Annotated in this window: 19 protein-coding genes and 1 tRNA gene; 14 read left to right on the top strand and 6 right to left on the bottom strand. The window is 71.1% G+C overall.

Going from position 1 to position 20,849, the window contains the following annotated elements; genetic code table 11:
* The first annotated feature begins 313 nt into the window (after positions 1 to 313).
* The 7 genes from GY170_RS17505 (at position 314) to GY170_RS17475 (ending at position 10,409) form a co-directional block, all read left to right on the top strand.
* A complete protein-coding gene (locus GY170_RS17505; RefSeq protein WP_163895994.1) occupies positions 314 to 1,660 on the top strand; it encodes a M16 family metallopeptidase in 1,347 nt (448 codons plus the stop codon).
* Complete coding sequence (locus GY170_RS17500; protein ID WP_163895992.1) at positions 1,657 to 3,030, top strand: M16 family metallopeptidase; 1,374 nt, start codon at positions 1,657 to 1,659, stop codon at positions 3,028 to 3,030. The genes GY170_RS17505 and GY170_RS17500 overlap by 4 nt, the downstream gene beginning before the upstream one ends.
* A gap of 44 nt (positions 3,031 to 3,074) precedes the next feature.
* Positions 3,075 to 4,925 (top strand): DNA mismatch repair endonuclease MutL, encoded by a 1,851-nt coding sequence (gene mutL / locus GY170_RS17495; RefSeq protein ID WP_163895990.1) that lies wholly within the window; start codon positions 3,075 to 3,077, stop codon positions 4,923 to 4,925.
* A 41-nt stretch (positions 4,926 to 4,966) separates the two neighbouring features.
* Positions 4,967 to 6,412 carry a DNA recombination protein RmuC gene (locus GY170_RS17490; protein WP_163895989.1) on the top strand — a complete coding sequence of 482 codons (1,446 nt, stop codon included), beginning with the start codon at positions 4,967 to 4,969 and terminating at the stop codon, positions 6,410 to 6,412.
* 228 nt (positions 6,413 to 6,640) lie between these two features.
* Positions 6,641 to 8,440: an adenine deaminase gene (locus tag GY170_RS17485; protein WP_163895987.1), complete on the top strand. Its 1,800-nt coding sequence runs from the start codon at positions 6,641 to 6,643 to the stop codon at positions 8,438 to 8,440.
* Positions 8,437 to 9,924: an AMP nucleosidase gene (locus GY170_RS17480; RefSeq protein ID WP_163895985.1), complete on the top strand. Its 1,488-nt coding sequence runs from the start codon at positions 8,437 to 8,439 to the stop codon at positions 9,922 to 9,924. Before GY170_RS17485 ends, GY170_RS17480 begins: the two co-directional genes overlap by 4 nt.
* Before the next feature lie 194 nt (positions 9,925 to 10,118).
* A complete protein-coding gene (locus GY170_RS17475; RefSeq protein WP_163895983.1) occupies positions 10,119 to 10,409 on the top strand; it encodes an HU family DNA-binding protein in 291 nt (96 codons plus the stop codon).
* Between the two features lie 123 nt (positions 10,410 to 10,532).
* On the opposite strand, the gene GY170_RS17470 is transcribed toward GY170_RS17475, so the two are convergent.
* Positions 10,533 to 11,501 carry an endonuclease/exonuclease/phosphatase family protein gene (locus tag GY170_RS17470; protein WP_163895981.1) on the bottom strand — a complete coding sequence of 323 codons (969 nt, stop codon included), beginning with the start codon at positions 11,499 to 11,501 and terminating at the stop codon, positions 10,533 to 10,535.
* A 254-nt stretch (positions 11,502 to 11,755) separates the two neighbouring features.
* Here GY170_RS17470 and GY170_RS17465 point away from each other — a divergent pair, with 254 nt between their 5' ends.
* Positions 11,756 to 12,685, top strand: a complete 930-nt coding sequence (locus tag GY170_RS17465; RefSeq protein ID WP_163895979.1) for a DMT family transporter — start codon at positions 11,756 to 11,758, stop codon at positions 12,683 to 12,685.
* Here the strand turns inward: GY170_RS17465 and GY170_RS17460 are convergent.
* Positions 12,682 to 13,290: a glutathione S-transferase family protein gene (locus tag GY170_RS17460; RefSeq protein WP_163895978.1), complete on the bottom strand. Its 609-nt coding sequence runs from the start codon at positions 13,288 to 13,290 to the stop codon at positions 12,682 to 12,684. The genes GY170_RS17465 and GY170_RS17460 overlap by 4 nt on opposite strands.
* Before the next feature lie 72 nt (positions 13,291 to 13,362).
* Between GY170_RS17460 and GY170_RS17455 the strand changes: the two genes are divergently transcribed.
* The 5 genes from GY170_RS17455 (at position 13,363) to GY170_RS17435 (ending at position 17,776) form a co-directional block, all read left to right on the top strand.
* Positions 13,363 to 14,064, top strand: coding sequence for a helix-turn-helix transcriptional regulator (locus GY170_RS17455; protein ID WP_163895976.1), 702 nt, complete (start codon positions 13,363 to 13,365; stop codon positions 14,062 to 14,064).
* Between the two features lie 656 nt (positions 14,065 to 14,720).
* Positions 14,721 to 15,137, top strand: coding sequence for a hypothetical protein (locus GY170_RS17450; RefSeq protein ID WP_163895974.1), 417 nt, complete (start codon positions 14,721 to 14,723; stop codon positions 15,135 to 15,137).
* 63 nt (positions 15,138 to 15,200) lie between these two features.
* Positions 15,201 to 15,533: a DUF3775 domain-containing protein gene (locus GY170_RS17445; RefSeq protein WP_163895972.1), complete on the top strand. Its 333-nt coding sequence runs from the start codon at positions 15,201 to 15,203 to the stop codon at positions 15,531 to 15,533.
* A gap of 123 nt (positions 15,534 to 15,656) precedes the next feature.
* Positions 15,657 to 17,309, top strand: a complete 1,653-nt coding sequence (locus GY170_RS17440; protein WP_163895970.1) for a peptidoglycan-binding domain-containing protein — start codon at positions 15,657 to 15,659, stop codon at positions 17,307 to 17,309.
* On the top strand, positions 17,306 to 17,776 hold the full coding sequence (locus GY170_RS17435) for a GNAT family N-acetyltransferase (protein ID WP_163895968.1): 471 nt from the start codon (positions 17,306 to 17,308) through the stop codon (positions 17,774 to 17,776). Before GY170_RS17440 ends, GY170_RS17435 begins: the two co-directional genes overlap by 4 nt.
* Before the next feature lie 48 nt (positions 17,777 to 17,824).
* Here GY170_RS17435 and GY170_RS17430 read toward each other — a convergent pair whose 3' ends face one another.
* From GY170_RS17430 to GY170_RS17420, 3 genes are all read right to left on the bottom strand, one after another.
* The gene (locus tag GY170_RS17430) at positions 17,825 to 19,144 is read right to left on the bottom strand and encodes a pre-peptidase C-terminal domain-containing protein (protein ID WP_163895966.1); all 1,320 of its coding nucleotides are present in this window, start codon (positions 19,142 to 19,144) and stop codon (positions 17,825 to 17,827) included.
* Between the two features lie 183 nt (positions 19,145 to 19,327).
* On the bottom strand, positions 19,328 to 19,453 hold the full coding sequence (gene ykgO / locus GY170_RS17425) for a type B 50S ribosomal protein L36 (RefSeq protein WP_163895964.1): 126 nt from the start codon (positions 19,451 to 19,453) through the stop codon (positions 19,328 to 19,330).
* Positions 19,454 to 19,532: 79 nt separating this feature from the next.
* A tRNA-Val gene (locus GY170_RS17420) sits at positions 19,533 to 19,607 on the bottom strand.
* Between the two features lie 160 nt (positions 19,608 to 19,767).
* Here GY170_RS17420 and GY170_RS17415 point away from each other — a divergent pair.
* Positions 19,768 to 20,631, top strand: a complete 864-nt coding sequence (locus tag GY170_RS17415) for an N-formylglutamate amidohydrolase (protein WP_163895962.1) — start codon at positions 19,768 to 19,770, stop codon at positions 20,629 to 20,631.
* Between the two features lie 15 nt (positions 20,632 to 20,646).
* Here the strand turns inward: GY170_RS17415 and GY170_RS17410 are convergent, their stop codons facing one another.
* Positions 20,647 to 20,844 (bottom strand): hypothetical protein, encoded by a 198-nt coding sequence (locus GY170_RS17410; protein WP_163895961.1) that lies wholly within the window; start codon positions 20,842 to 20,844, stop codon positions 20,647 to 20,649.
* Positions 20,845 to 20,849: the final 5 nt, after the last annotated feature.

Raw genomic sequence — 20,849 nt, 5'->3', positions numbered from 1 at the left:
GTTTGGCGTGCATAAAGCGCGGCAGCGGGGCCGTTGAGGCGCCATCCCACGGGCAGGCGCTCGCCCTGCGCCGGAGAGGGGGGCGCCCGGTGGAGAGGGGAGAGGTGGGTTGGAAACCCACCCTACGGGCCGGGCGCCGATTGCCCGGGCAGGGCGACGGCAGCGGCGGCGGTGCCGAGCTGAACGGCGGCAAAACGCAGCCCCGGGTCCCCCCGCTCCGCCCTGCTCGCGGGGTATCACGGATTGGTAGGGCCGGCTTTGCGGGATGTGCCGGCGGCTGTAGTCTCGCGCTGACATGCCCGCAGGAGGATTCATGCGTCAGCTCGCCCTCTCCCTCGTCGCCGCGCTCGCGCTGCCGGCCGCGGCCGCGCAGGCCCAGACCGATGACGTCACCACCTACACGCTGGACAACGGCATGGACGTGGTGGTGATCGAGGATCACCGCGCCCCCGCCGTCGTGCACATGGTGTGGTACCGCGCCGGCTCCGCCGACGAGCCTCCGGGCCTCTCCGGTGTCGCGCATTTCCTCGAGCACCTGATGTTCAAGGCGACGGACAGCATGGAGGCTGGCGAGTTCTCAACCGTCGTCGCCGCCAACGGCGGGACGGACAACGCCTTCACCTCCTACGACTACACCGCCTACTTCCAGCGCGTCGCCGCCGACCGGCTGGAGCTGATGATGGAGATGGAGAGCGACCGGATGAACAACCTCCGCCTGACGGAGGAGGATATCGCCACCGAGCGCAGCGTCATCCTCGAGGAGCGCAACCAGCGGGTGGACAGCAATGCCGGCGCGCTGGCGCGCGAGCAGATCATGGCGTCGCAATACCTCAACCACCGCTACGGCCAGCCGGTCATCGGCTGGCGGCACGAGATGGAGGCGCTGACGCAGGAGGACGCGCTCGCCTGGTACGATCTCTACTACTCGCCTAACAACGCCATCCTCGTCGTCGCCGGGGACGTGGAGCCCGAGGCGGTCCTCGCCCTCGCCGAGGAACACTACGGCCCCATCCCCGCCGAGCCGCAGCTGCCGGAACGCTTTCGCACCGAGGAGCCGCCGCAGAGGGCGGCGCGGCGGATCATCTACGCCGATCCGCGCGTCGGGCAGGATTACCTGCTGCGCTCCTACCTCGCGCAGGAGCGGGACAGCGGCGCGCAGGAGGAGGCGGCGGCGCTCGTCTACCTCGAGCAGATCCTCGGCGGCTCCAGCTTCACCTCGCTCATGGCGCGGGAGCTGAGCTTCGACGAGAACATCGCCCTCTTCTCCGGCGCCGGCTACGGGGCCATGTCCCTCGACGACAACACCTTCTCGCTCACCGTCGCCCCCGCCGAGGGCGTCACGCTGAGCGAGGCCGAGGCGGCGATGGACGGGGTGATCACGCAGTTCCTCGAGGAGGGCGTCGACGAGGAGCAGTTCGAGCGCATCAAGACGCAGCTCGGCGCGGCGGAGATCTACGCCCGCGACGATGTGGAAGGCCTCGCCCGCCGCTACGGGGCCGGGCTGACGCAGGGCCTGACCATCGAGGATATCGAGGCGTGGCCGGACATCCTGCAGGCGGTGACGCCCGAGGATGTCATGGCCGCCGCCGAGGCGCTGTTCGACATCGACAGCTCCGTCACCGCCTATGTCGTCGCCGATCGCCAGGAGGCGCTGCAATGATCCGTGCTCTGACCGTCACCCTCGCCCTCATCGCCGCCACCCCCGCCGCCGCGGAGGTGGAGATCCAGGAGCTGACCACCCCCGGCGGCATCGACCTGTGGCTGGTGGAAGACCATTCGCTGCCCTTCGTGGCGCTGGAGATCCGCGCCCAGGGCGGCGCGGCGCTGGACCCGGAAGGCAAGCGCGGCGCCGCCAACCTGATGACCGGCCTCCTCGAGGAGGGCTCCGGCGACATGGATGCCGGGGAATTTCAGGAGGCGCGGGAGGCGCTGGCGGCGACCTTCGAGTTCGGCGTCTACGACGACACGCTCTCCATCTCCGCCCGGATGCTGACGGAGAACCGGGACGAGGCCGTCGCCCTCCTCCATCAGGCGCTGACGGAGCCGCGCTTCGACGAGGACGCGGTGGAGCGGGTGCGCGCGCAGGTGCTGGCGGGGCTCGATGCCGCCCAGCGACGGCCCGGCACGCTCGCCTCCCGCCGCTTCTTCGCCAATGCCTTCCCGGATGCGCCCTACGGCAGCGACTCGGACGGCACGGTGGAGAGCGTCAGCGGGCTGACGCGCGATGACCTGATGCAGAGCTTTCAGGACCTGCTGGTGACGGACCGCGCCTATGTCGGCGCCGTCGGTGACATCACGCCCGAGGAGGCGGAGGCGCTGATCGACGAGCTGCTGGAGGGCGTGCCCGAGAGCGGGCCGGAGCTCGGCGGCCACGTCGATTTCGCGGCGCCCGGCGGGGTGGACCTCGTCGATTTCGAGACGCCGCAGAGCATCGCCATCTTCGGCCATCAGGGCATCGGCTGGGACGATCCCGATTACTTCGCCGCCATCGTGCTCAACCAGATCCTCGGGGGCGACGGCTTCGACACCCGCCTGATGCAGGAGCTGCGCGAAGAGCGGGGGCTGACCTACGGCGTGGGCACGAGCCTTTACGTCTTCGACAATGCCGAGGCCATCGTGGGCTCCTTCGCCTCCGCCAATGCCACGATGGGCGAGGCGGTGGGCGTCGTGAAGGACGTCTGGGCCGATCTCGCCGAGAACGGCGTGACGGAGGCGGAGCTGGAGGCAGCGAAGACCTACATGACCGGCGAGTACCCGCTGCGCTTCACCGGCAATGACGAGATCGCGCGGATCATGGTGGGCATGCAGATGCTCGACCTGCCGCCGGACTACGTCATCGAGCGCAACTCCTACATCGAGGCGGTGACGCTGGAGGACGTGAACCGCGTCGCCGCGCGCCTGCTGCAGCCGGAGGACCTCTACTTCGTCGTCGCCGGCCAGCCGGAGGGGCTGGAGGACAATGTCGTAGGCCCCGCGGAGGCGGAGGAAGATGCCGCCGAAGAGGGCGACGAGACCGCCCCGGCGGAGTAGTTTTCGGGTGCAGGGCGGCCTGCTCCCATGCTAGATATGGGCGCATGGCCGACCCTCTGCGCAAGATAGACGCCCCCCGCTCGCGAATCCGCCAGCTCGGCGAGACGGCGATCAACCGCATCGCCGCCGGCGAGGTGGTGGAGCGGCCGGCCTCCGCCGTGAAGGAGCTGGTGGAGAACGCGCTCGACGCCGGCGCCCGCCGCATCGAGGTGACGATCGCCGGAGGTGGCGCCGGGCTGATCCGCGTGGTCGACGACGGCTCCGGCATCTCGGCGGAGGATCTGCCGCTGGCGCTGGCCCGGCACGCCACCTCCAAGATCGACGGGACGAACCTCACCGACATCCACTCCTTCGGCTTCCGCGGCGAGGCGCTGGCCTCGCTCGCCGCCGTGGGGCGGCTGAGCCTGACGACGCGGACGGAGGGGGAAGAGGCCGTCTGCATCTCCGCCGAGGGCGGGCGCATCGGGCCGGTCAAGCCGGCGGCGCTGCGGCGGGGCACCATCGTCGAGTTGCGCGACCTCTTCTACGCCACCCCCGCCCGCCTGAAGTTCCTGCGCTCCGAACGGGCGGAGGCGCAGGCGGTGGGCGATGTGATCCGCCGCCTCGCCATGGCCGAGCCGGGGGTGGCCTTCCGCCTCTGCGATGCGCGGGACGGCGACGAGCGGGTGATCTTTCGCGTCGAGGCCGAGCAGGGGGACCTGTTCGATGCGCTGCACGCCCGGCTGGCGGCGGTGATGGGGCGCGACTTCGCCGAAAACGCCATCGACCTCGATGCGGAGCGGGAGGGGCTGCACCTCACGGGGCTCGCGGCGCTGCCGACCTATTCGCGCGGCTCGGCGACGCATCAGTACCTCTTCGTCAACAACCGCCCCGTCCGCGACAAGCTGCTGATCGGCGCGCTGCGCGCCGGCTATGCCGATTGCCTCGCCCCCGGCCGCTACCCGGCGGCGGCGCTCTACCTCGCCTGCCCGGCGGAGGCGGTCGACGTCAACGTCCACCCCGCCAAGGCGGAGGTGCGCTTCCGTGAGCCGGGGGTGGCGCGCGGCCTCGTCGTCTCCGCCCTCCGCCACGCGCTCGCCGGCGCCGGGCACCGCAGCTCGCGCACGCTGACGAGCGAGGCGCTGGGCGCCGCGCGGACGGAGCCGGAGGGGGCACGCATCTACCAGATGGACCGGCCGGGGCCGCGCCCCTCTTCGGGCTACCCGGCGGCCGCGCCCGGCTTCGCCGATCTCGCAGCCCCCTCGGCCCGATACGAGCCGCCCGAGGCGCGCCCGCAAGGGAGCGATGAGGGGCCCGCCGAGCCGCTGCCGGACTCGCCGCTCGGCGCCGCCCGGGCGCAGGTGCACGAGAACTACATCATCGCGCAGACCTCCCGCGGCATGGTCATCGTCGACCAGCACGCCGCCCACGAGCGGCTCGTCTACGAGCGCCTCAAGCGCCAGCGGGCGGAGACGGGCATCGCCGCGCAGGCCCTGCTCATCCCCGAGATCGTGGAGCTCGGCGCCGCCGCCGAGGCCCTGCTGGCGGAGGCGGAGACGCTCTCCTCCCTCGGGCTGACGATCGAGGCCTTCGGCCCCGGCACCATCGCCGTGCGCGAGGTGCCGGCCCTCCTCGGCGAGGTGGATTGCAAGGCCCTCCTCTCCGATCTTTCCGATCTGGTGGAGGAGGAGGCCCCCGGCGCCGGCAACGCGCTGGCCGCCCGGATCGACGCGATCCTCAGCCGCATCGCCTGCCACGGCTCCGTCCGCTCCGGCCGCCGGATGCGGGGGGAGGAGATGAACGCCCTCCTGCGCGAGATGGAGGCGACGCCCTATTCCGGCACCTGCAACCACGGGCGCCCCACCTGGGTGGAGCTCAGCCTGACCGATATCGAAAAACTCTTCGGCCGCCGCTAGGCGCTGCCGGAGGGCGCCACACCGCCAGACAGGGAGGCACCATGGACCAGCTCACCACGTGGATCGCCGCCAACGGCCCGCTCCTCGCCCTCATCGCTGCCGGCCTCCTCGCGCTGCTCTTGCTCTCCACGCTGCTCCGCGCCCGCGCCGCCGCCCGCCTGACGGCGGAGGTGGAGGCGGCGCGCGCCGAGGCGCGGGAGCTGCGTGGCGAGATCGGCGAGCTCAACGTCGCCAATGCCAGCCTGACCGCCCGCGCCGAGCGGATGCCCGAGCTGGTGGACGAGCTGCGCCGTGCCGGCGCCGCGCTGGAGGACGAGCGCCGCCAGAAGGCCCGGCTGGAGACGGAGCTGGAGACGCTCAAATCCAGCTTCGAGACGCGCATGGAAGAGATCCGCGGCCTGAGGAAAGAGGTGGAGGACCGCTTCTCCTCCCTCGCCGGCGAGGTCCTCTCCGCCAATTCGAAGCGCTTCCTCGATCTGGCGACGGAGCGCTTCGCCCAGCACCGGCAGACGGCGGAGGAGGATCTGGGCAAGCGCCAGCAGGCCATCGCCGAGCTCGTCAAGCCGCTGGGCGAGAAGCTCGGCCATTTCGACACCCGCATCGGCGAGATCGAGAAGGCCCGGTCCGAGGCCTACGGCGCCATCCGCGAGCAGGTGACCAAGCTGGCCGAGGGGCAGGCCAACCTCGGGCACGAGACGCACCGGCTGGTGCAGGCGCTGCGCGCCCCCAAGACGCGCGGCCGCTGGGGCGAGATGCAGCTGCGGCAGGTCTTCGAGATGGCCGGGATGAGCGAGCATGTCGACTTCCGGCTGGAGCAGAGCATGGAGGGCGACGAGGGCCGCCAGCGCCCCGACGCCGTCGTCACCATCCCCGGCGGCAAGCACATCGTCATCGACGCCAAGACCCCGCTGGAGGGCTACCTCGACGCGCTGGAGGCGGCGACGCCCGAGGCGCAGGCGGAGTGCATGGCCCGCCATGCCCGCCACGTCCGCCAGCACGTGAAGGTGCTGGCCTCGAAGGACTACCAGTCCCGCCTGCCCTCGACGCCGGATTTCGTGGTGATGTTCATCCCCGGCGAGACCTTCGTCGCCGCGGCGGCGGAGGCGGACCCGGGGCTCATCGAATACGCCTTCGAGAACCGGGTGCTGATCGCCACGCCGACGACGCTGATGGCGCTGGTGAAGTCCATCGCCTACGGCTGGCAGCAGGAGAAGATGGCCGAGAACGCGGCCGAGGTGCAGAAGGTCGGGCAGGAGCTCTACGAGCGCCTCTCCACCTTCGCCGACCACCTGACCCGCGTCGGCAACGCGCTGCGCTCCTCGGTGGAGAATTACAACAAGGCGGTGGGCTCGCTCGAGGGCCGCATCCTCCCCTCCGCCCGCAAGTTCGAGGCGCTGGGCGTCGTCCCCGGCGGCAAGAGCCTCGACCCCGCCAGTTCCGTCGAGGTCGAACCCCGCCAGCTCACCGCCCCCGAGTTCCAGGACTGACCGGCCCGGGGCGCCCCCCTCTCCGACGCGCCCCCCTGTCTTTGGTCCTGAAAATCCTCGGGGGGGGCGGCCTCCGGCCGCGGGGGGCAGACAGCCCCCCTCCGCCGCCGGCCTTCCCCGCGCTGCCGCCGGAGTAGAGCGCCCTCCCGCCCCACCTCCGCAGCGTTCCGCCGCAAATCGGCGGGCGGCCGTCTTGCCCCTGTCGCCTCGATGGTGTCAGATTTGGCGATGGAACGCCCCGTCAAATCATGGGCCGACGCGGCCCCCCGTCTCGTCGCCGTCGCCGCCGGTCGCGCGCCTGCCGACCTCGTGCTGCGCGACCTCACGCTCGTCAACGTCCAGTCCCGCGAGGTGCTGCCCGGCTGGCAGGTCGCCGTCGCCGAGGGGCGCTTCGCCTATGTCGGCCCGGACGCCAGCCATTGCATCGGCGAGGGGACGGAGGTCGTCGAGGGTGGCGGGCGCTACCTGATCCCGGGGCTCATCGACGGGCACATGCATATCGAGAGCGGGATGCTCATCCCGGCGGAGTTCGCCGCCGCCGTGGCGCCGCATGGCACCACGACGATGTTCACCGACCCGCACGAGATCGCCAACGTGCTCGGGCTCGCCGGCGTGCGGCTGATGCATGACGAGGCGCTGATGCAGCCTCTCAACATCTTCACGCAGATGCCCTCCTGCGCCCCCTCCGCCCCCGGGCTGGAGACGACGGGATACGAGATCACCGCCGAGGACGTGGCCGAGGCGATGGCCTGGCCCGGCATCGTCGGGCTGGGGGAGATGATGAACTTCCCCGGCGTGGTCAACGGCGACCCTCAGATGCTGGAGGAGATGGCCGCCACCATGCGCGCCGGCAAGGTCGTCGGCGGGCATTATGCCTCCCCCGACCGGGGCATCCCCTTCCATGCCTATGCCGCCGGCGGCGCGGCGGACGATCACGAGGGCACGGCGGAGAGCGACGCCATCGCGCGCGCCCGGCAGGGCATGCGCTCGATGCTGCGGCTCGGCTCGGCGTGGTACGACGTGGAAAGCCAGATCACCGCGATCACCGAGAAGGGGCTCGACCCCCGCAACTTCATCCTCTGCACCGATGACAGCCATTCCGGCACGCTGGTTGGCGAGGGCCATATGGACCGTGTCGTCCGCCATGCCATCGCCTGCGGCTGCGAGCCGCTGATCGCGCTGCAGATGGCCACGGTGAACACCGCCACCCATTTCGGGCTGGAGCGGGAGCTCGGCTCCATCGCGCCGGGCCGGCGGGCGGACATGATCCTGACCTCCTCGCTGGAGGAGCTGCCGATCGAGGCGGTCTGGGCACGGGGCGTCAAGGTCGCAGAGGGCGGCACGCTCCTCGCCGACTGCCCGCATCTGGACTGGCCGGAGAGCGCGCGCGCCACGGTGAAGCTCGGCAGGTCCGTGGCCCCGGAAGATTTCGAGATCGCCGCGCCCGAGGGGCGCAACTCCGTCCGCGCCAAGGTCATCGGCGTGGTGGAGAACCAGGCGCCGACGAAGGCGCTCACCGCCGACCTGCCCGTCATCGACGGACTGGTGGAGACGGAGGGCGAGGTCGCCCAGATCGCGCTGGTGGAGCGGCATCGGGGGACGGGGGGTGTCACCAATGCCTTCGTCTCCGGCTTCGGTTACACTGGCCGTATGGCCATGGCCTCCACCGTCGCGCATGACAGCCACCACATGATCGTCGTCGGCACCGACCGCGAGATGATGGCGGCCGCCGCCAACCATCTGGGCGAGCTCGGCGGCGGCGTCACGCTCTGGCGCGACGGCGCCGAGCGGGCCACCGTGCCCCTGCCCATCGCGGGCCTGATGTCCGACAGCCCCGCCGCCGAGGTCGCCGAGCAGGCGCAGGCGCTGGGCCGGGCGATGGCCGAGGCCGGCTGCACGCTCAACAACGCCTACATGCAGCATTCGCTGCTCGCGCTCGTGGTCATCCCCGAGCTGCGCATTTCAGATCTCGGGCTCGTCGATGTTCGCACATTCGAGCTCGTTCCGCTTTTCGAGGACGCCACATGAACAAGCATTCCGGCAGTCACCTGCCCATCCTCACCCCGGCCCCGGCCGACCACGAATCCTTCGACGACGCCGGCGCCGCCGTCGAGCGGCTGATCCAGCTCTACGCCGAGGCGACGGGCTTTCTGCAGGAGCATTTCCGCGAGGCGATCTCCTCCGGCCGGCCGCAGGCGCGGGCGCGGGCCTTCTACCCGGAGATCCGCTTCACCTGCGCCAGCTTCGAGCAGACGGACAGCCGCCTCTCCTTCGGCCATGTCGCCCAGCCCGGAACCTACGTGACCACCGTCACGCAGCCTGAGCTCTTCGCCAACTACCTGCGCCAGCAGATCGGCCTGCTGATCCAGAACCACCATCTGCCCGTCTCCATCGGGCCGTCGGACACGCCGATCCCGGTGCATTTCGCGGTGGCCAACGATGCCGCGATCTCTGTGCCGCAGGAGGGGGCGGCGCAGTTCATCCTGCGCGACTTCTTCGACGTGCCGGACCTGACGACGACGCATGACGACATCGTCAACGGCGAGGGCTTCCTCTACCCCGACGGCGCGCATCCCCTGGCGCCCTTCACCGCGCAGCGGATCGACTACTCGCTGGCGCGCCTGTCGCACTACACGGCGACGAGCCCGCAGCACTTCCAGAACCACGTGCTCTTCACCAACTACCAGTTCTACGTGGAGGAGTTCGAAGCCTTCGCCCGCACCGCGCTGGCGGACCCGGATTCGGGCTACGAGAGCTTCGTCGGCCCCGGCTACCAGGTGATCACCGATGCCGAGGCGCCGATGCACATGCCGGCGAAGCTGCCGCAGATGCCGAGCTATCACCTGACCCGCAAGGACGGGCAGGGGATCACGCTGGTCAACATCGGCGTCGGCCCCTCCAACGCCAAGACGGCGACGGACCATATCGCCGTGCTCCGCCCCCACGCCTGGCTGATGGTCGGCCACTGCGCCGGCCTGCGCAACTCGCAGCGGCTGGGGGATTTCGTCCTCGCCCATGCCTATCTGCGCGAAGACAAGGTGCTCGACGACGACCTGCCGGTCTGGGTGCCCATCCCGCCGCTGGCGGAGATCCAGACGGCGCTGGAATCGGCGGTGGAAGAGGTGACGGAGCTGGAGGGATACGAGCTCAAGCGCATCATGCGGACGGGCACCGTCGCCAGCCTCGACAACCGCAACTGGGAGCTGCGCGAGCACGAGGGCCCGGTGCGCCGGCTCAGCCAGTCCCGCGCCGTGGCGCTGGATATGGAGAGCGCGACGATCGCCGCCAACGGCTTCCGCTTCCGGGTGCCCTACGGCACGCTCCTTTGCGTCTCCGACAAGCCGCTGCACGGGGAGCTGAAGCTGCCGGGCATGGCCAGCGACTTCTACAAGACGCAGGTCGCCCGGCACCTGATGATCGGCATCCGCGCCATGGAATGCCTGCGCGACATGCCGCTGGAGCGGCTGCACAGCCGCAAGCTGCGCAGCTTCGAGGAGACGGCGTTCCTCTGACCGCCGACGGGCCGGGATGGCATGAGCGGGAAAGTGCTTAACCCGGCATTCCAGCAGGAAAACCAATAAAAGAAGGCGTATAAGCACGGAAAAGGCTTGCAACGTCACACAAATCATTGTGTGGATACCCAAATGACTGTCGACTTGTGGGCGCTCCCCACAAGTCCTCGGGGCTGATGTAAGGAGATCTACCAATGGCAGCAAAACCGATGACCAAGGCGCAGCTCGTCTCCGCGCTCGCCGAGGCGACTGAAACCGACAAGAAGTCCGCCGGCGCCACTCTCGACGCTCTCGCCGAGATCATCACCAACGAAGTGTCCTCCGGCGGTGCCGTGACGATCCCCGGCATCGGCAAGATCTACTGCCGCGAGCGCCCCGAGCGCATGGTCCGGAACCCGGCCACCGGTGAGCAGATGAAGAAAGAGGCCGACAAGGCGGTGAAGGTCACCATCGCCAAGGCTCTGAAGGACAGCGTCAACGCCTGAGCGCGCTGACCGGCCGATGGAAACGGGGGCTGCCTGCGGGCGGCCCTTTTTCTTTTGGCGCCGGGGGGTTGCGGGCGGACGAGACGGCCCGGCAGGGCCGGCAAGTGGGGCCCGAGGCTGCGGTCAGTCCTGCGGCAGGATGTCGATGCCGGCGATGAGGCCGAGGTGGTTGGAGCCGAGGCCCTCGCCCCATTCCTCCAGCGAGGTGATGGCATAGCCTTCGCCCACCAGCACGTGATCGATGGGGATGCCCAGCGGCCCCGCCGGCACGGGCCATGTCGCGACCGGCAGGCGCGCGTGGCGGAGGTCATGCTCGCGCTCGAGCGCCAGCATCCGCCGGCTCCACGGGGCCGAGTTGAAATCGCCCATCAGGATGTCCGGCGGCCGCCGCTCCAGCACCTCGTCGACCACCGCCTCCTCCTGCGCCGTGTAGCGGAAGAGCCAGGGCTTGATCATGTGCAGCACCTGCACGGAGATCTCGGCGGCGGGGTGGGTGACGGTGAAGGAGGCGCGGCGGTTGGGGTGGTAGCTGGAGAGGTCGGCGATCTGCGCCTCGTCCAGCGGCAGTTTCGACAGGATCAGGATGCTGCAGTCCCGCCGCATCTCGCAGCCGAAGCTGTAGGGATAGCGGGTGCTGAGCTGGTCATGGAGGCCGACGGCCGGCAGCGCCTCAGTCAGCACGACGAGGTCCGGTGAGTCCGCGCGGATGGCCCGCGCCAGCTGCCCGAGCGGGATGTCGTTGGTGCCGAGGACGTTGAACCAGAGGATCGACAGGTCCCTCTCCTCCCCTGCCGGGGAGGCTCGGCGGGCATAATCCCCCGCGAGGAGCCCAAGGCCGAGGAGCGCGGCGAGCAGCGCCGACAGCCCGGCGCGGCGGGGGCGGAGGGCGACGGCCCCGAGGGCGAGCGGGATGGCGAGGAGGAACAGGTGCAGGCGGAGGCTGTCGGCGACGCGGGCGAGCCGGCCGAACACCGGCATCGCATCGGGGACGAGCTGCGCGAGGAGGCCGACGAGGGTGACCAGCGCCGACAGGGCGACGAGCACCATGCCGGCGCGGATGCGCCAGCGCCGCCGCTTGTGAGAGTTCGCCACGCTCATGTTCCTTTGCCTGCCTCCTCTGCGCCTTAGCGCGTGCAGATGACAGGGAGAATGCCAACCGGCCGCATCAGGGCCAAAGGGGCAGGGGACGCGGCGGAGCCTGCCGCCTTGCTGGGCAGGTGGGTCGCAGCACGGGCGGGATGCGGGCGGCACGGGGCTTGCACGCGACGCATCGCCGCCATGTGGCCCGCGGCCATGGACATTCAGGGGAGGAGCGGGTGAGTTCGCCCGCGACGAGGAGGACGGCCATGGATATTCGCGCAATCGGCATCGGGCTGGCCTTCGCCTTCCTGTGGTCCTCCGCCTTCGCCTCGGCGCGGATCATCGTCACCGCCGCGCCGCCCCTCTCCGCCCTGACTTTGCGCTACCTGATCGCCGGGCTGTTGGCGCTGGCCATCGCGAAGGCGCTGGGGCAGCGGATGCCGAAGGGCCGGGCCGCGTGGCGGGGCATCATCGTCTTCGGCATCTGCCAGAACGGGCTCTACCTCGGCCTCAACTTCGTCGCCATGCAGTGGGTGGAGGCGTCGCTGGCCGCCATCATCGCCTCCTCCATGCCGCTGATCGTCGCCCTCCTCGGCTGGATCGCGCTCGGCGACCGACCGGCACCGCTGGCGCTGGGCGGGCTGATCGTGGGCATGGGCGGCGTGGCGCTGATCATGTCCACCCGGGTGACCGGCGGCGCCGTGGGCTGGGGGATCCTCCTCTGCGTTGTCGGGGCGCTGGCGCTGGCGGTGGCGACGCTCTCCGTCCGCAGTGCCTCGAACGGGGGGAACCTGCTGATGGTCGTGGGGCTGCAGATGCTCGTCGGCGCCGCCACCGTCGGCCTGCCGGCGCTGCTGCTGGAGCGGGGGGCCGAGGTGGCGTGGAGCCGGGAGCTGGTGCTCTCCTTCGCCTACACGACCGTCTTCCCCGGGCTGGTGGCGACGTGGCTGTGGTTCCTGCTTGTGCGGCGGATCGGGACGGTGAAGGCCTCGGCCTTCCACTTCCTCAACCCGTTCATCGGGGTGGCCGTCGCCGCGCTGCTGCTCGGCGAGCGGCTGAGCTGGCTCGACGCGGTGGGCGTCGCGATCATCGCCGCCGGCATCCTCGCCGTGCAGCTGGCCAAGGCGCCGCCGCGCGTGGCGGCGGCGGAGGCGGCGACCGCCGCGCCGGCGGTGCCGGCGCGGGGAGAGGGCTAGGCGGGGGCCATCAGCTCCTCATCGCGGGCGACGGCCCAGCGGTAGGAGGGGTGATCCGTCACCCGGGCCACCCAGTCCTTCGCGAAGTCGGGCGTGGCATCGGGGAACCAGATGTAGGTGGAGGCGACGAGGAAGTCGGCCGCCGTCATCTGCTCCCCCATCAGCCAAGGGCCATCGGAGAGCGCGACACGCAGCCGCTCCACCGCCTCGGGCACGCCGCGGATGGCCGCGTGCATGGCAGTGCCGGGGGCGCCCGTGCCGTCGACCATGTTGAGGTAGGCCGGCTCGAAGACCGATCCGTACCAGTGCATCCAGCCGAGGAAGCGGCCACGGCGCGGGCCGCTTTCCACCCCAAGGCCGGCGTCGGGGAAGAGCTCCGTCAGGCGCAGCATGATGGCGCCCGATTCCCAGGCCGCGACGCCGTCCTCGACGAGAAGCGGCACCTTGCCGTCGGGATGCGGGTTGGAGGGGTCCCGGTCGCCCGAGCCATCCATCCGCGGGATGGTGACGGGCTTCAGCTCCACCTTGTCCAGCGCGCCGAGGGCATGGACGAGGGCGAGGACGCGCGTCGCGCGGCTGACGGGGGAGTGGTAGAGGGTGATCATGGCGGTGACTCCATTGTGCGATGGGAGCAGCTATGCTCCCCTCCCCCTGACAGAACCTGACAGGAGCGCCGGATGGCCCGCGCCGATCGCCTGCTGCGCCTTCTCGATCTCATGCGCCGCCTGCGCCCGCCGGTGACAGCGGCGCGTCTGGCGGAGGAGCTGGGCCTCTCGGAACGCTCGATCTACCGTGACATCGCCGCGCTGCGGGCGGCGGGGGCGAGGATCGAGGGCGAGGCAGGCTACGGCTACACGCTGACGGAGGATCCGGCGCTGCCGCCGCAGATGTTCGACCGGCTGGAGGTGGAGGCAGTGGCGCTCGGCCTCGCCGAGATCCGCGCCTGGGGCGACGCGGAGCTGGCGGAGGCGGCGGAACGCGCCATGGCGAAGATCGTCGCCACCCTGCCGGAGCGGGTGCAGCGGCAGGCGATGCACCATGTCCTCCACGCCTACCGCTACTTCCAGCGCCCCGAGGCGCCGCCGTGGATGGGGCTGCTCCGCGAGGCGGCCTGGGCGGAGGAGGCGGTGCGGCTGGCCTATGTCGACCGGGGCGGGGCGGCGACGGAGCGGGTGGTCTACCCGCTCGGGCTGGTGTTCTCGGAGGACCGCCACCAGCTCCTCGCGTGGTGCTGCCTGAGGGAGGGGTTCCGGCGGTTCAACCTGCACCAGATCGAGACGGCGGCGCGGGAGGGCCTGAGCTTCCGGCCGCGGCGGGTGAGCCTGTTGAACGAGTACCTGGGGCAGATGGGTGGGGAGGAGCGGGGGGAGCCGGGCTGATGCCCGGGCCTGGGGTGCGACGCCTGAGCGGCGCTCCCCGCCCGGTGCGCGCCAGAGGCGCAGGGCGAGCGCCGGCCCGTCCCGCGGGCTGGCGCTCCGGTGACGTTTGCGCGGCGGTCGGGGCGGGGAGGTGGTGGCACGATAAAGCGCGCCGCTCAGGCGTCGGGGCGCCACCCCACGGGCCGGCGCTCGCCCTGCGCCTGCGGATGGAGTGCGGGGTGGAGAGGGGGGGAGGTGGGTTGGAAACCCACCCTACGGGCAGGTGCCGGGCGTCTCGCAGCATTGTGGCTCCGATCTGCCCCGGCACCCGGCCGCCGCTGTTCTCCCGCCCGGTACGCGCCAAAGGCGCAGGGCGAGCGCCTGCCCGTCCCGGCGGGCTGGCGCTCTGCTGGGGCTTGGTGAGTAGCTCGGAGCTGGGGAGGGGCTTGGCTGGCATAAAGCACTCCAGCGGCGCCGTTGCAGCGCCACCCCACGGGCAGGCGCTCGCCCTGCGGCGGAGAGGGGGGTGCCCGGTGGAGAGGGGGAGCGGTGGGTTGGAAACCCACCCTACGGGGGCGGGGACGGGGCAATGCCGGGGCCGCCGGCGTGGCAGGCCTAGCGGATTGCCACGGGGGCACGGGAGGACTAGCCTGCCGGCAGACAAGGGGAGACGACACATGCGGATCACCACCGGCGGGACGGGACTCGGCGCACTTCTGGTTGCGGGGCTCCTCGCCGGCTGCGCGGGTGTCGACGTGGACGCGGCCGGGGAGGCCGTGCCGACCTATGCCGAGGCGGAACTGGCCGCCTACCGCTTCTACCAGTCGGGGCTGACCATGCCCTTCGTCGCCGAGGGGCCGGTCACCGCCGTCGCCTCCAGCGGCTCCGGCATGGACACCTATGTCCTCGTCCCCTGCCGCAATGGCACCGCGATCTGCGCCGGCTCCACCGCCGGGCCGGCGGGGAACGTGCGGACGACGGAAGACTACGTCGTCGTCGCGGGGCTCTACGGGGTCGAGCTGTGGCTCTCCCCCGGCGGCGACGGGGCAGTTCTCTATCCCTCCGGCGCGGCCGTGCCGCTGGCCTGGGAGTAGATTGCGCCAGATCAAGGCGCGGCGCGGCGCCGGCCCTAGGACAGGGCCCAAAGGAGACGCGCCATGCAAGAGATCGCCAGCAGCACCGTGGCCGAGGTCATCATCCTCGCCCGTGAGCTCGACCGCGCCGAACGGGAGTTCGACGCCTTCATCGGCAGCCTGAACGAATCCGAGCAGGCCGCCCTCGTCGCCCTCATGTGGATCGGCCGGGGCGCCTTCGACGCCGAGGACTGGGACGAGGCCTTCGCCACCGCCCAGTCGGAGGCGCGCACGCCGACGGCCGGCTACCTCAAGGGCTCCCCCCATCTCGCCGACCACCTCGAATCGGGGCTGGAGGCGCTGGGCATCTCCGCCACCGACGAGGAGGACCAGCTCTATCGCTCGGGCGAGACCTGAGGGCAGGGCCGCCACACCCTCCGCCGCCGCGGGGGGGCGTGCCGGAACCCCCTCCGGCCGGCTGCTATTGAATAGCACGTAGGCGGCGGCAAGGGTCGCGGCAAAGAGGCGAGGAGACCTTTCATGCGACATCTCATCATGACCACCGCGCTGGCGGCGCTGACCGCGGCCCCCGCGGCCGCCGACGACGCGGCGCTGCTGATCGGCATCGAGCAATACGAGCAGCTCACCGGCGTGCCCGGCGCCGCCGATGTGATCGACGCCGCAGACGAGCTGACGGACATGGGCTTCACCGTGCTGGCCCTGCCCAATGCGCGCATCCCCTCCGCCACGCAGGCCATCGCCGAGTGGGTGGCCGAGGTCCCCGATGCCGAGCGGCTCTTCGTCGCCCTGACCGGCCGCTTCGTCACCGATGGCGAGCGCAGCTGGCTGGTGACGGCGGAGGCGGGCCGGCCGACGCTGATGACGGCGGGGCAGGAGGCGATCTCCGTCGACAGCCTGCTGCAGATCCTCGGCGACCGGCCGGGCAATGCCATCCTCTTCCTCGGCGCCGCCGGGCAGGGGCGCGAGCTGGACGAGTGGCTGCGCGACGGGCTCGGCCCCATCTCCCCCCCGCAGGGCGTGACGGTCGTCACCGGCCCGCCCGACGTGATGGCCGATCTCGTCTCCGGCCCGGTGCTGGAGCCGGAGGCGGACATCCTCGCCCCCCTGCGCGACGAGCGGCGGGTGGAGCTCTATGGCTACCTGCCCCGGCAGTTCGAGTTCATGCCCTCCGGCGGCTTCGCCCCCTCGCTGCCCGGGCGCACCAACTCCGACCGGCAGGCGGAGGAGGCGCTGTGGCAGGGCGCGCAGGCGCTCGACACCGTGCAGGCCTACCGCAACTACCTGCAGAACTACCCGGTGGGCGACTACGCCGACGAGGCCGAGGAGGCGATCCGCGACATCGTCTCGGAGCCGAACCGCGCCGCCCGGCTGATCGAGGAGGCGATGCGCCTCTCCCGCGAGGAGCGGCAGGAGGTGCAGCGCGACCTGACGATGCTGGGCTACAACACCCGGGGCGTCGACGGCATCTTCGGCCCCGGCACCCGCGGGGCGATCACCAACTGGCAGCAGGAGAACGGCTTCTCGCAGACCTCCTACCTGACGCCCGACCACATCACCCGCATCGACGCGCAGGCCGCGCGCCGCGCCGCCGAGCTGGAGGCCGAGGCGGAGCGTCGGGCCGCGGCCGAGCGCCGGGCCGACAATTCCTTCTGGGACGAGACCGGCTCCGACGGGGGCGAGGCGGGCCTTCGCGCCTATCTCGACCGTTACCCCGACGGGCTGCACGCCGCCGAGGCGCGCTCGGAGCTCGAAGATATCGAGGCCGCCAAGCGCGCCCGCGCCCGGCAGGTGGAGCGCGAGGCGTGGGACCGTGTCCGCGACGCGGACACCATCGCCGCCTATGACGGCTACCTGCGCAACTACCCGTCGGGCTCCTTCGTCGAGGAGGCCGAGGCGCGGCGCGACGAGCTGCGCCGTCAGCTCGGCCAGCAGGACGAGATGGAGGCCGCGCAGGCGCGGGAGAACGGGCTCAACCTGAACTCCTTCACCCGCCGGCTGGTGGAGACGCGGCTCGACAACATTGGCCTGCAGCCCGGCCCGGTGGACGGCCAGTTCAACGAGCAGACCCGGCAGGCGCTGCGCCGCTACCAGCGCGACCGGCAGCTCGACGTCACCGGTTACCTCAACGAGGAGACCATCGTGCGCCTGCTCGCGGATGCGATCGAGCGGTGAGGGATACCCCGCTCACACGCATTGTCCCCCTCGCCGCCTGCCCCGAGCAGGCGGCAGAGGCGGCCCGCCTTCTCGAGGAGACATGGCCCGACTGGTACGGGCTGGGCGGTGACGGAGACGCGGCGGCCGATGTCGCCGTCCGCAGCCTCGAGGACGCGCTGCCCTGGGGCATCGCGGCGCAGGACGAGAGCGGGGCGCTGATCGGCCTCTGCACGCTGAGCGGCACTTCGTTCGGCGCGGCGGAGGGGGAGGAGCTGTGGCTGGGCGGCCTCGTCGTCGCCCCCCACGCCCGCGGCCGGGGTGTCGGCGACGCGCTGGTCGCCGCGGTGGAGGAGGAGGCGCGCGGGAGGGGCGTCGGCACCCTTCACGCCACCACCGCCACGGCCGCCGGGCTCCTTGGGCGGCGCGGCTGGCAGCATCGGCGCAACCTCTGTGACGGCTGGTGCGTCTACGCGCTGGAGCTGTGAGGGGGCGGGCCGCCGGGCGGGATGCCCCGCGGCCCTGTTGTCAGCGGCTCAGTCGGCCGGAACGTAGCGCTCGAACAGCAGGCGCGTGAGCACCGGGACGCTGTCGTCGTACTGGCGGAGGGCGACGAGGTAGGTGCCCGGCATGACACGCGCGGCGAGGAGCGAATCGAAGTTGTCGCCGTAATCGTCGTTGATCGTCACCAGCCGGCCGAAATCGTCGTAGAGCGTCAGCACCGGGTCGCCGAGGCCATTCGTGACCGCCTCGATGATCACCAGCCCGGCCTCGTCCACCTCGAAGGCAAACCATTCGGCAGTGCCGGAGTTCTGGACATCCTGGCGCAGGCGGCTCTCGAGCGGGCCGAGCATCGTCACCGGGTGGGAGCCGTCGAGCGGCGGGGCCGCCTCGGCATTGTCGTAGAGCGCCGTCTGCTGGGCCGCCGGGTCGAAGGCTTCGAGCGTCAGCGCGATCGGCAGGCTCTCGTCCGACAGGGCGCGGACGGCGAGGCAGTAATCGCCGGCCGGGAGCGGCTGCGTCAGCTCGATGAGGCTGTTGAGCCCCTCGTAGTCGTCGTTCTCCGCCAGCCAGGAGCCGGTGGAATCGTAGAGGGTGATGACGGGGTCGGCGCTCTCGTTCTCCGCCGTGATGGTCAGCGGCTGGGGGGAGGAGAGGGAGAAGCCCCAGTAGGCGACCTGGTTCACCGGCGCCTCGACCGACAGGCCCCCGCCGAGCATATCGTCCACCGGGTCGCCGCCGCCGAAGTAGTTGGTGACGCGGGACATGTCGCAGATCTCGCCGGGCATCTGCCCGCCGCCGGTGTTGCCGCCCGTGTCTCCCATATCGCCCATGTCGCCCATCGTGCCGTCGCCGATGCCGTTGCCCATGTCGATGGGCTCGCCCTGCAGGCCGGGGGTCAGCGCCTCGTGCTCCAGCCGGCCGATGCGGACGAAGCCGGTCATCGGCGAGCCGTCGTAGGAGGCCGTGGAGAGGCAGTAGGTGCCGGGCTCGAGCATCGTCTCGGCCCGCGCGGCGCTGTCGCCGCCCGAATCGTCGTCGGAGAGGAGGATGGTGCCGTCCTCGCTGCGCAGATCGAAGAGCGGATCGCCCGCGCCGCGTCCCTGCGCCTCCATCCGCACCTCCGTCGGCTCGGAGAGGGTGAAGAGCGAGACATACTCGTTCTGCATCAGCACCAGCGCCATCTGCTGCAGGTAGTCGTCGGCCGTGGCGATGTCGGAATCGGCCTCGGAGCCGCCGATCCACTGGCCATTGGCACCGGCGCCGCCACACAGATCCTGCGCGAAAGCGGGCAAGGCGGGGCCGGCGGCCATGCAGGCGACCAGGGCGAGGCGGGAAACGGAGTGCGTCGTCATCTCGAAAATATCCTTCTTACTCCCTGCCGGGACCCTACCCCCAACCCCGCGGGCGGGGCTAGGGGGCGGGAGCGGGAGCGCCGGCCGGAACCGGCCGAGAGGAGGACGAAACGAGGGCGCGCGCAAAAGCAAAGGGGCCGCGCCTTCGCAGGCACGGCCCCTTCGTTCGTTACTGGCGCTGGCTCAGCCCTGGCGGGCCTTGAAGCGGCGCTGCGTCTTGTTGATGACGTAGACGCGGCCCTTGCGGCGCACCACGCGGCAATCGCGGTGGCGCGACTTGAGCGAGCGCAGGGAATTGGCGACTTTCATCGGCCTTCTCCTTCTCACGCGGCGCTCCGGCCGCTCTGCGTTCTGGCACCCCTCCTCCGGGGTGCCGGTGAAATCCGTCTGGTGGGCGGTACAAGGTTCGAACTTGTGACCCCTTCGATGTCAACGAAGTGCTCTACCACTGAGCTAACCGCCCTTGCCGACCGGGGGTTCCTTCGTCCCAAAACAAAAGGGACGCAGGGTGCCTCTGCGTCGGGTGACGGGTCTATAAAAGGGTTCACGAAGCGGATCAAGGGCTTTTGGCGGCGACGCTTCGCCCGTATGATTTCCCCCAAGATCGGGGGCGCGGAGGAGCGATGGCCAAGGCAGCATTCCGTCTGACGATGCCGGCGCGGCGCACGAGCGCCGTTGTCTTCGCCTCCCCCCATTCCGGCAGCGAGTATCCGGCCGAGTTCCTCGCCGCCGCCCGGCTCGACGAGCAGGCCATCCGCTCCAGCGAGGATGCCTTCGTGGACCGGCTCTTCGCTTGCGCGCCCGAGGCGGGCGCGCCGCTCATCGCTGCCGAGGCGCCCCGCGCCTATGTCGACCTCAATCGCGCGGCGGAGGAGCTCGACCCGGCGCTGATCGAGGGGCTGCGGCGGGTGAACCCGAATCCGCGCATCGCCTCCGGGCTCGGCGTCATCCCCCGGGTCGTGGCGGGCGGGCGCCCGATCTATCACGGGCGCATCCCGCTGGCAGAGGCGGAGGCGCGGCTGGCGAATGTCTGGCACCCCTACCATGCCGCGCTGGGGCGGCTCGTGGACGAGGCGCAGCACAGCTTCGGGCAGGCGATCCTGATCGACTGTCACTCCATGCCGCACGAAGCGCTGGAGAGCCTCGGCCCCCGCGGCATCCGCAAGCCGGACGTGGTGATCGGGGATCGCTTCGGCGCTTCCGCCGCGCCGGGGCTGGTGGCGGAGATCGAGGCGGCTTTCGCCCGCGCCGGCTTGCGCTGCGCGCGCAACATGCCGTTCGCCGGGGCCTACGTGGCGCAGGCCTACGGGCGGCCGGCGCGCCGGCGGCACGCGGTGCAGATCGAGATCGACCGGGCGCTGTACATGGACGAGGCCAGCATCGCGCCGCGGCCCGATTTCGAGAGCTTCCGCGATCTGATCGGCGGTGTCGTCGCCGACATCGCCGCCCTCGGCCGGGCGGACCCGTTGCCGATGGCGGCGGAGTAGCTCAGCCGAGGGACCTCAGCCGTGGGGCGACTGGTTGACCGGCTTGAGGGAGATGCCCTCTTCGGACGCCTTGTTGTAGACGGAATCCTCGGTCCGCCCCAGCTTGAGGCCGATCACGCGGGTCGGCGTGTTCTCCTCGGCCAGTTTCTTCAGCTCGGCCACGTCCTCGTCCGTCCAGTCGTCGCCGCTGTTGCGCTCGGTCTTCGGGGTCATGATCG

It is taken from the genome of Pseudoroseicyclus tamaricis (assembly GCF_012070395.1).
In the GTDB taxonomy this organism is placed as follows: Bacteria; Pseudomonadota; Alphaproteobacteria; order Rhodobacterales; family Rhodobacteraceae; genus Pseudoroseicyclus_A; species Pseudoroseicyclus_A tamaricis.
Note: the sequence above shows the minus strand (reverse complement) of the source record. Positions and strands in the feature narration are given on the sequence as shown.

Excerpts from the sequence above, each read along its gene's own strand:
- GY170_RS17490 (WP_163895989.1), top strand. The coding sequence starts at position 4,967 with ATGGACCAGCTCACCACGTGGATCGCCGCCAACGGCCCGCTCCTCGCC.
- mutL (WP_163895990.1), top strand. The coding sequence starts at position 3,075 with ATGGCCGACCCTCTGCGCAAGATAGACGCCCCCCGCTCGCGAATCCGC.
- GY170_RS17505 (WP_163895994.1), top strand. The coding sequence starts at position 314 with ATGCGTCAGCTCGCCCTCTCCCTCGTCGCCGCGCTCGCGCTGCCGGCC.
- GY170_RS17485 (WP_163895987.1), top strand. The coding sequence starts at position 6,641 with ATGGAACGCCCCGTCAAATCATGGGCCGACGCGGCCCCCCGTCTCGTC.
- GY170_RS17450 (WP_163895974.1), top strand. The coding sequence starts at position 14,721 with ATGCGGATCACCACCGGCGGGACGGGACTCGGCGCACTTCTGGTTGCG.
- GY170_RS17455 (WP_163895976.1), top strand. The coding sequence starts at position 13,363 with ATGGCCCGCGCCGATCGCCTGCTGCGCCTTCTCGATCTCATGCGCCGC.
- GY170_RS17475 (WP_163895983.1), top strand. The coding sequence starts at position 10,119 with ATGGCAGCAAAACCGATGACCAAGGCGCAGCTCGTCTCCGCGCTCGCC.
- GY170_RS17445 (WP_163895972.1), top strand. The coding sequence starts at position 15,201 with ATGCAAGAGATCGCCAGCAGCACCGTGGCCGAGGTCATCATCCTCGCC.
- GY170_RS17430 (WP_163895966.1), bottom strand. The coding sequence starts at position 19,144 with ATGACGACGCACTCCGTTTCCCGCCTCGCCCTGGTCGCCTGCATGGCC.
- GY170_RS17460 (WP_163895978.1), bottom strand. The coding sequence starts at position 13,290 with ATGATCACCCTCTACCACTCCCCCGTCAGCCGCGCGACGCGCGTCCTC.
- GY170_RS17500 (WP_163895992.1), top strand. The coding sequence starts at position 1,657 with ATGATCCGTGCTCTGACCGTCACCCTCGCCCTCATCGCCGCCACCCCC.
- ykgO (WP_163895964.1), bottom strand. The coding sequence starts at position 19,453 with ATGAAAGTCGCCAATTCCCTGCGCTCGCTCAAGTCGCGCCACCGCGAT.
- GY170_RS17480 (WP_163895985.1), top strand. The coding sequence starts at position 8,437 with ATGAACAAGCATTCCGGCAGTCACCTGCCCATCCTCACCCCGGCCCCG.
- GY170_RS17465 (WP_163895979.1), top strand. The coding sequence starts at position 11,756 with ATGGATATTCGCGCAATCGGCATCGGGCTGGCCTTCGCCTTCCTGTGG.
- GY170_RS17440 (WP_163895970.1), top strand. The coding sequence starts at position 15,657 with ATGCGACATCTCATCATGACCACCGCGCTGGCGGCGCTGACCGCGGCC.
- GY170_RS17410 (WP_163895961.1), bottom strand. The coding sequence starts at position 20,844 with ATGACCCCGAAGACCGAGCGCAACAGCGGCGACGACTGGACGGACGAG.
- GY170_RS17415 (WP_163895962.1), top strand. The coding sequence starts at position 19,768 with ATGGCCAAGGCAGCATTCCGTCTGACGATGCCGGCGCGGCGCACGAGC.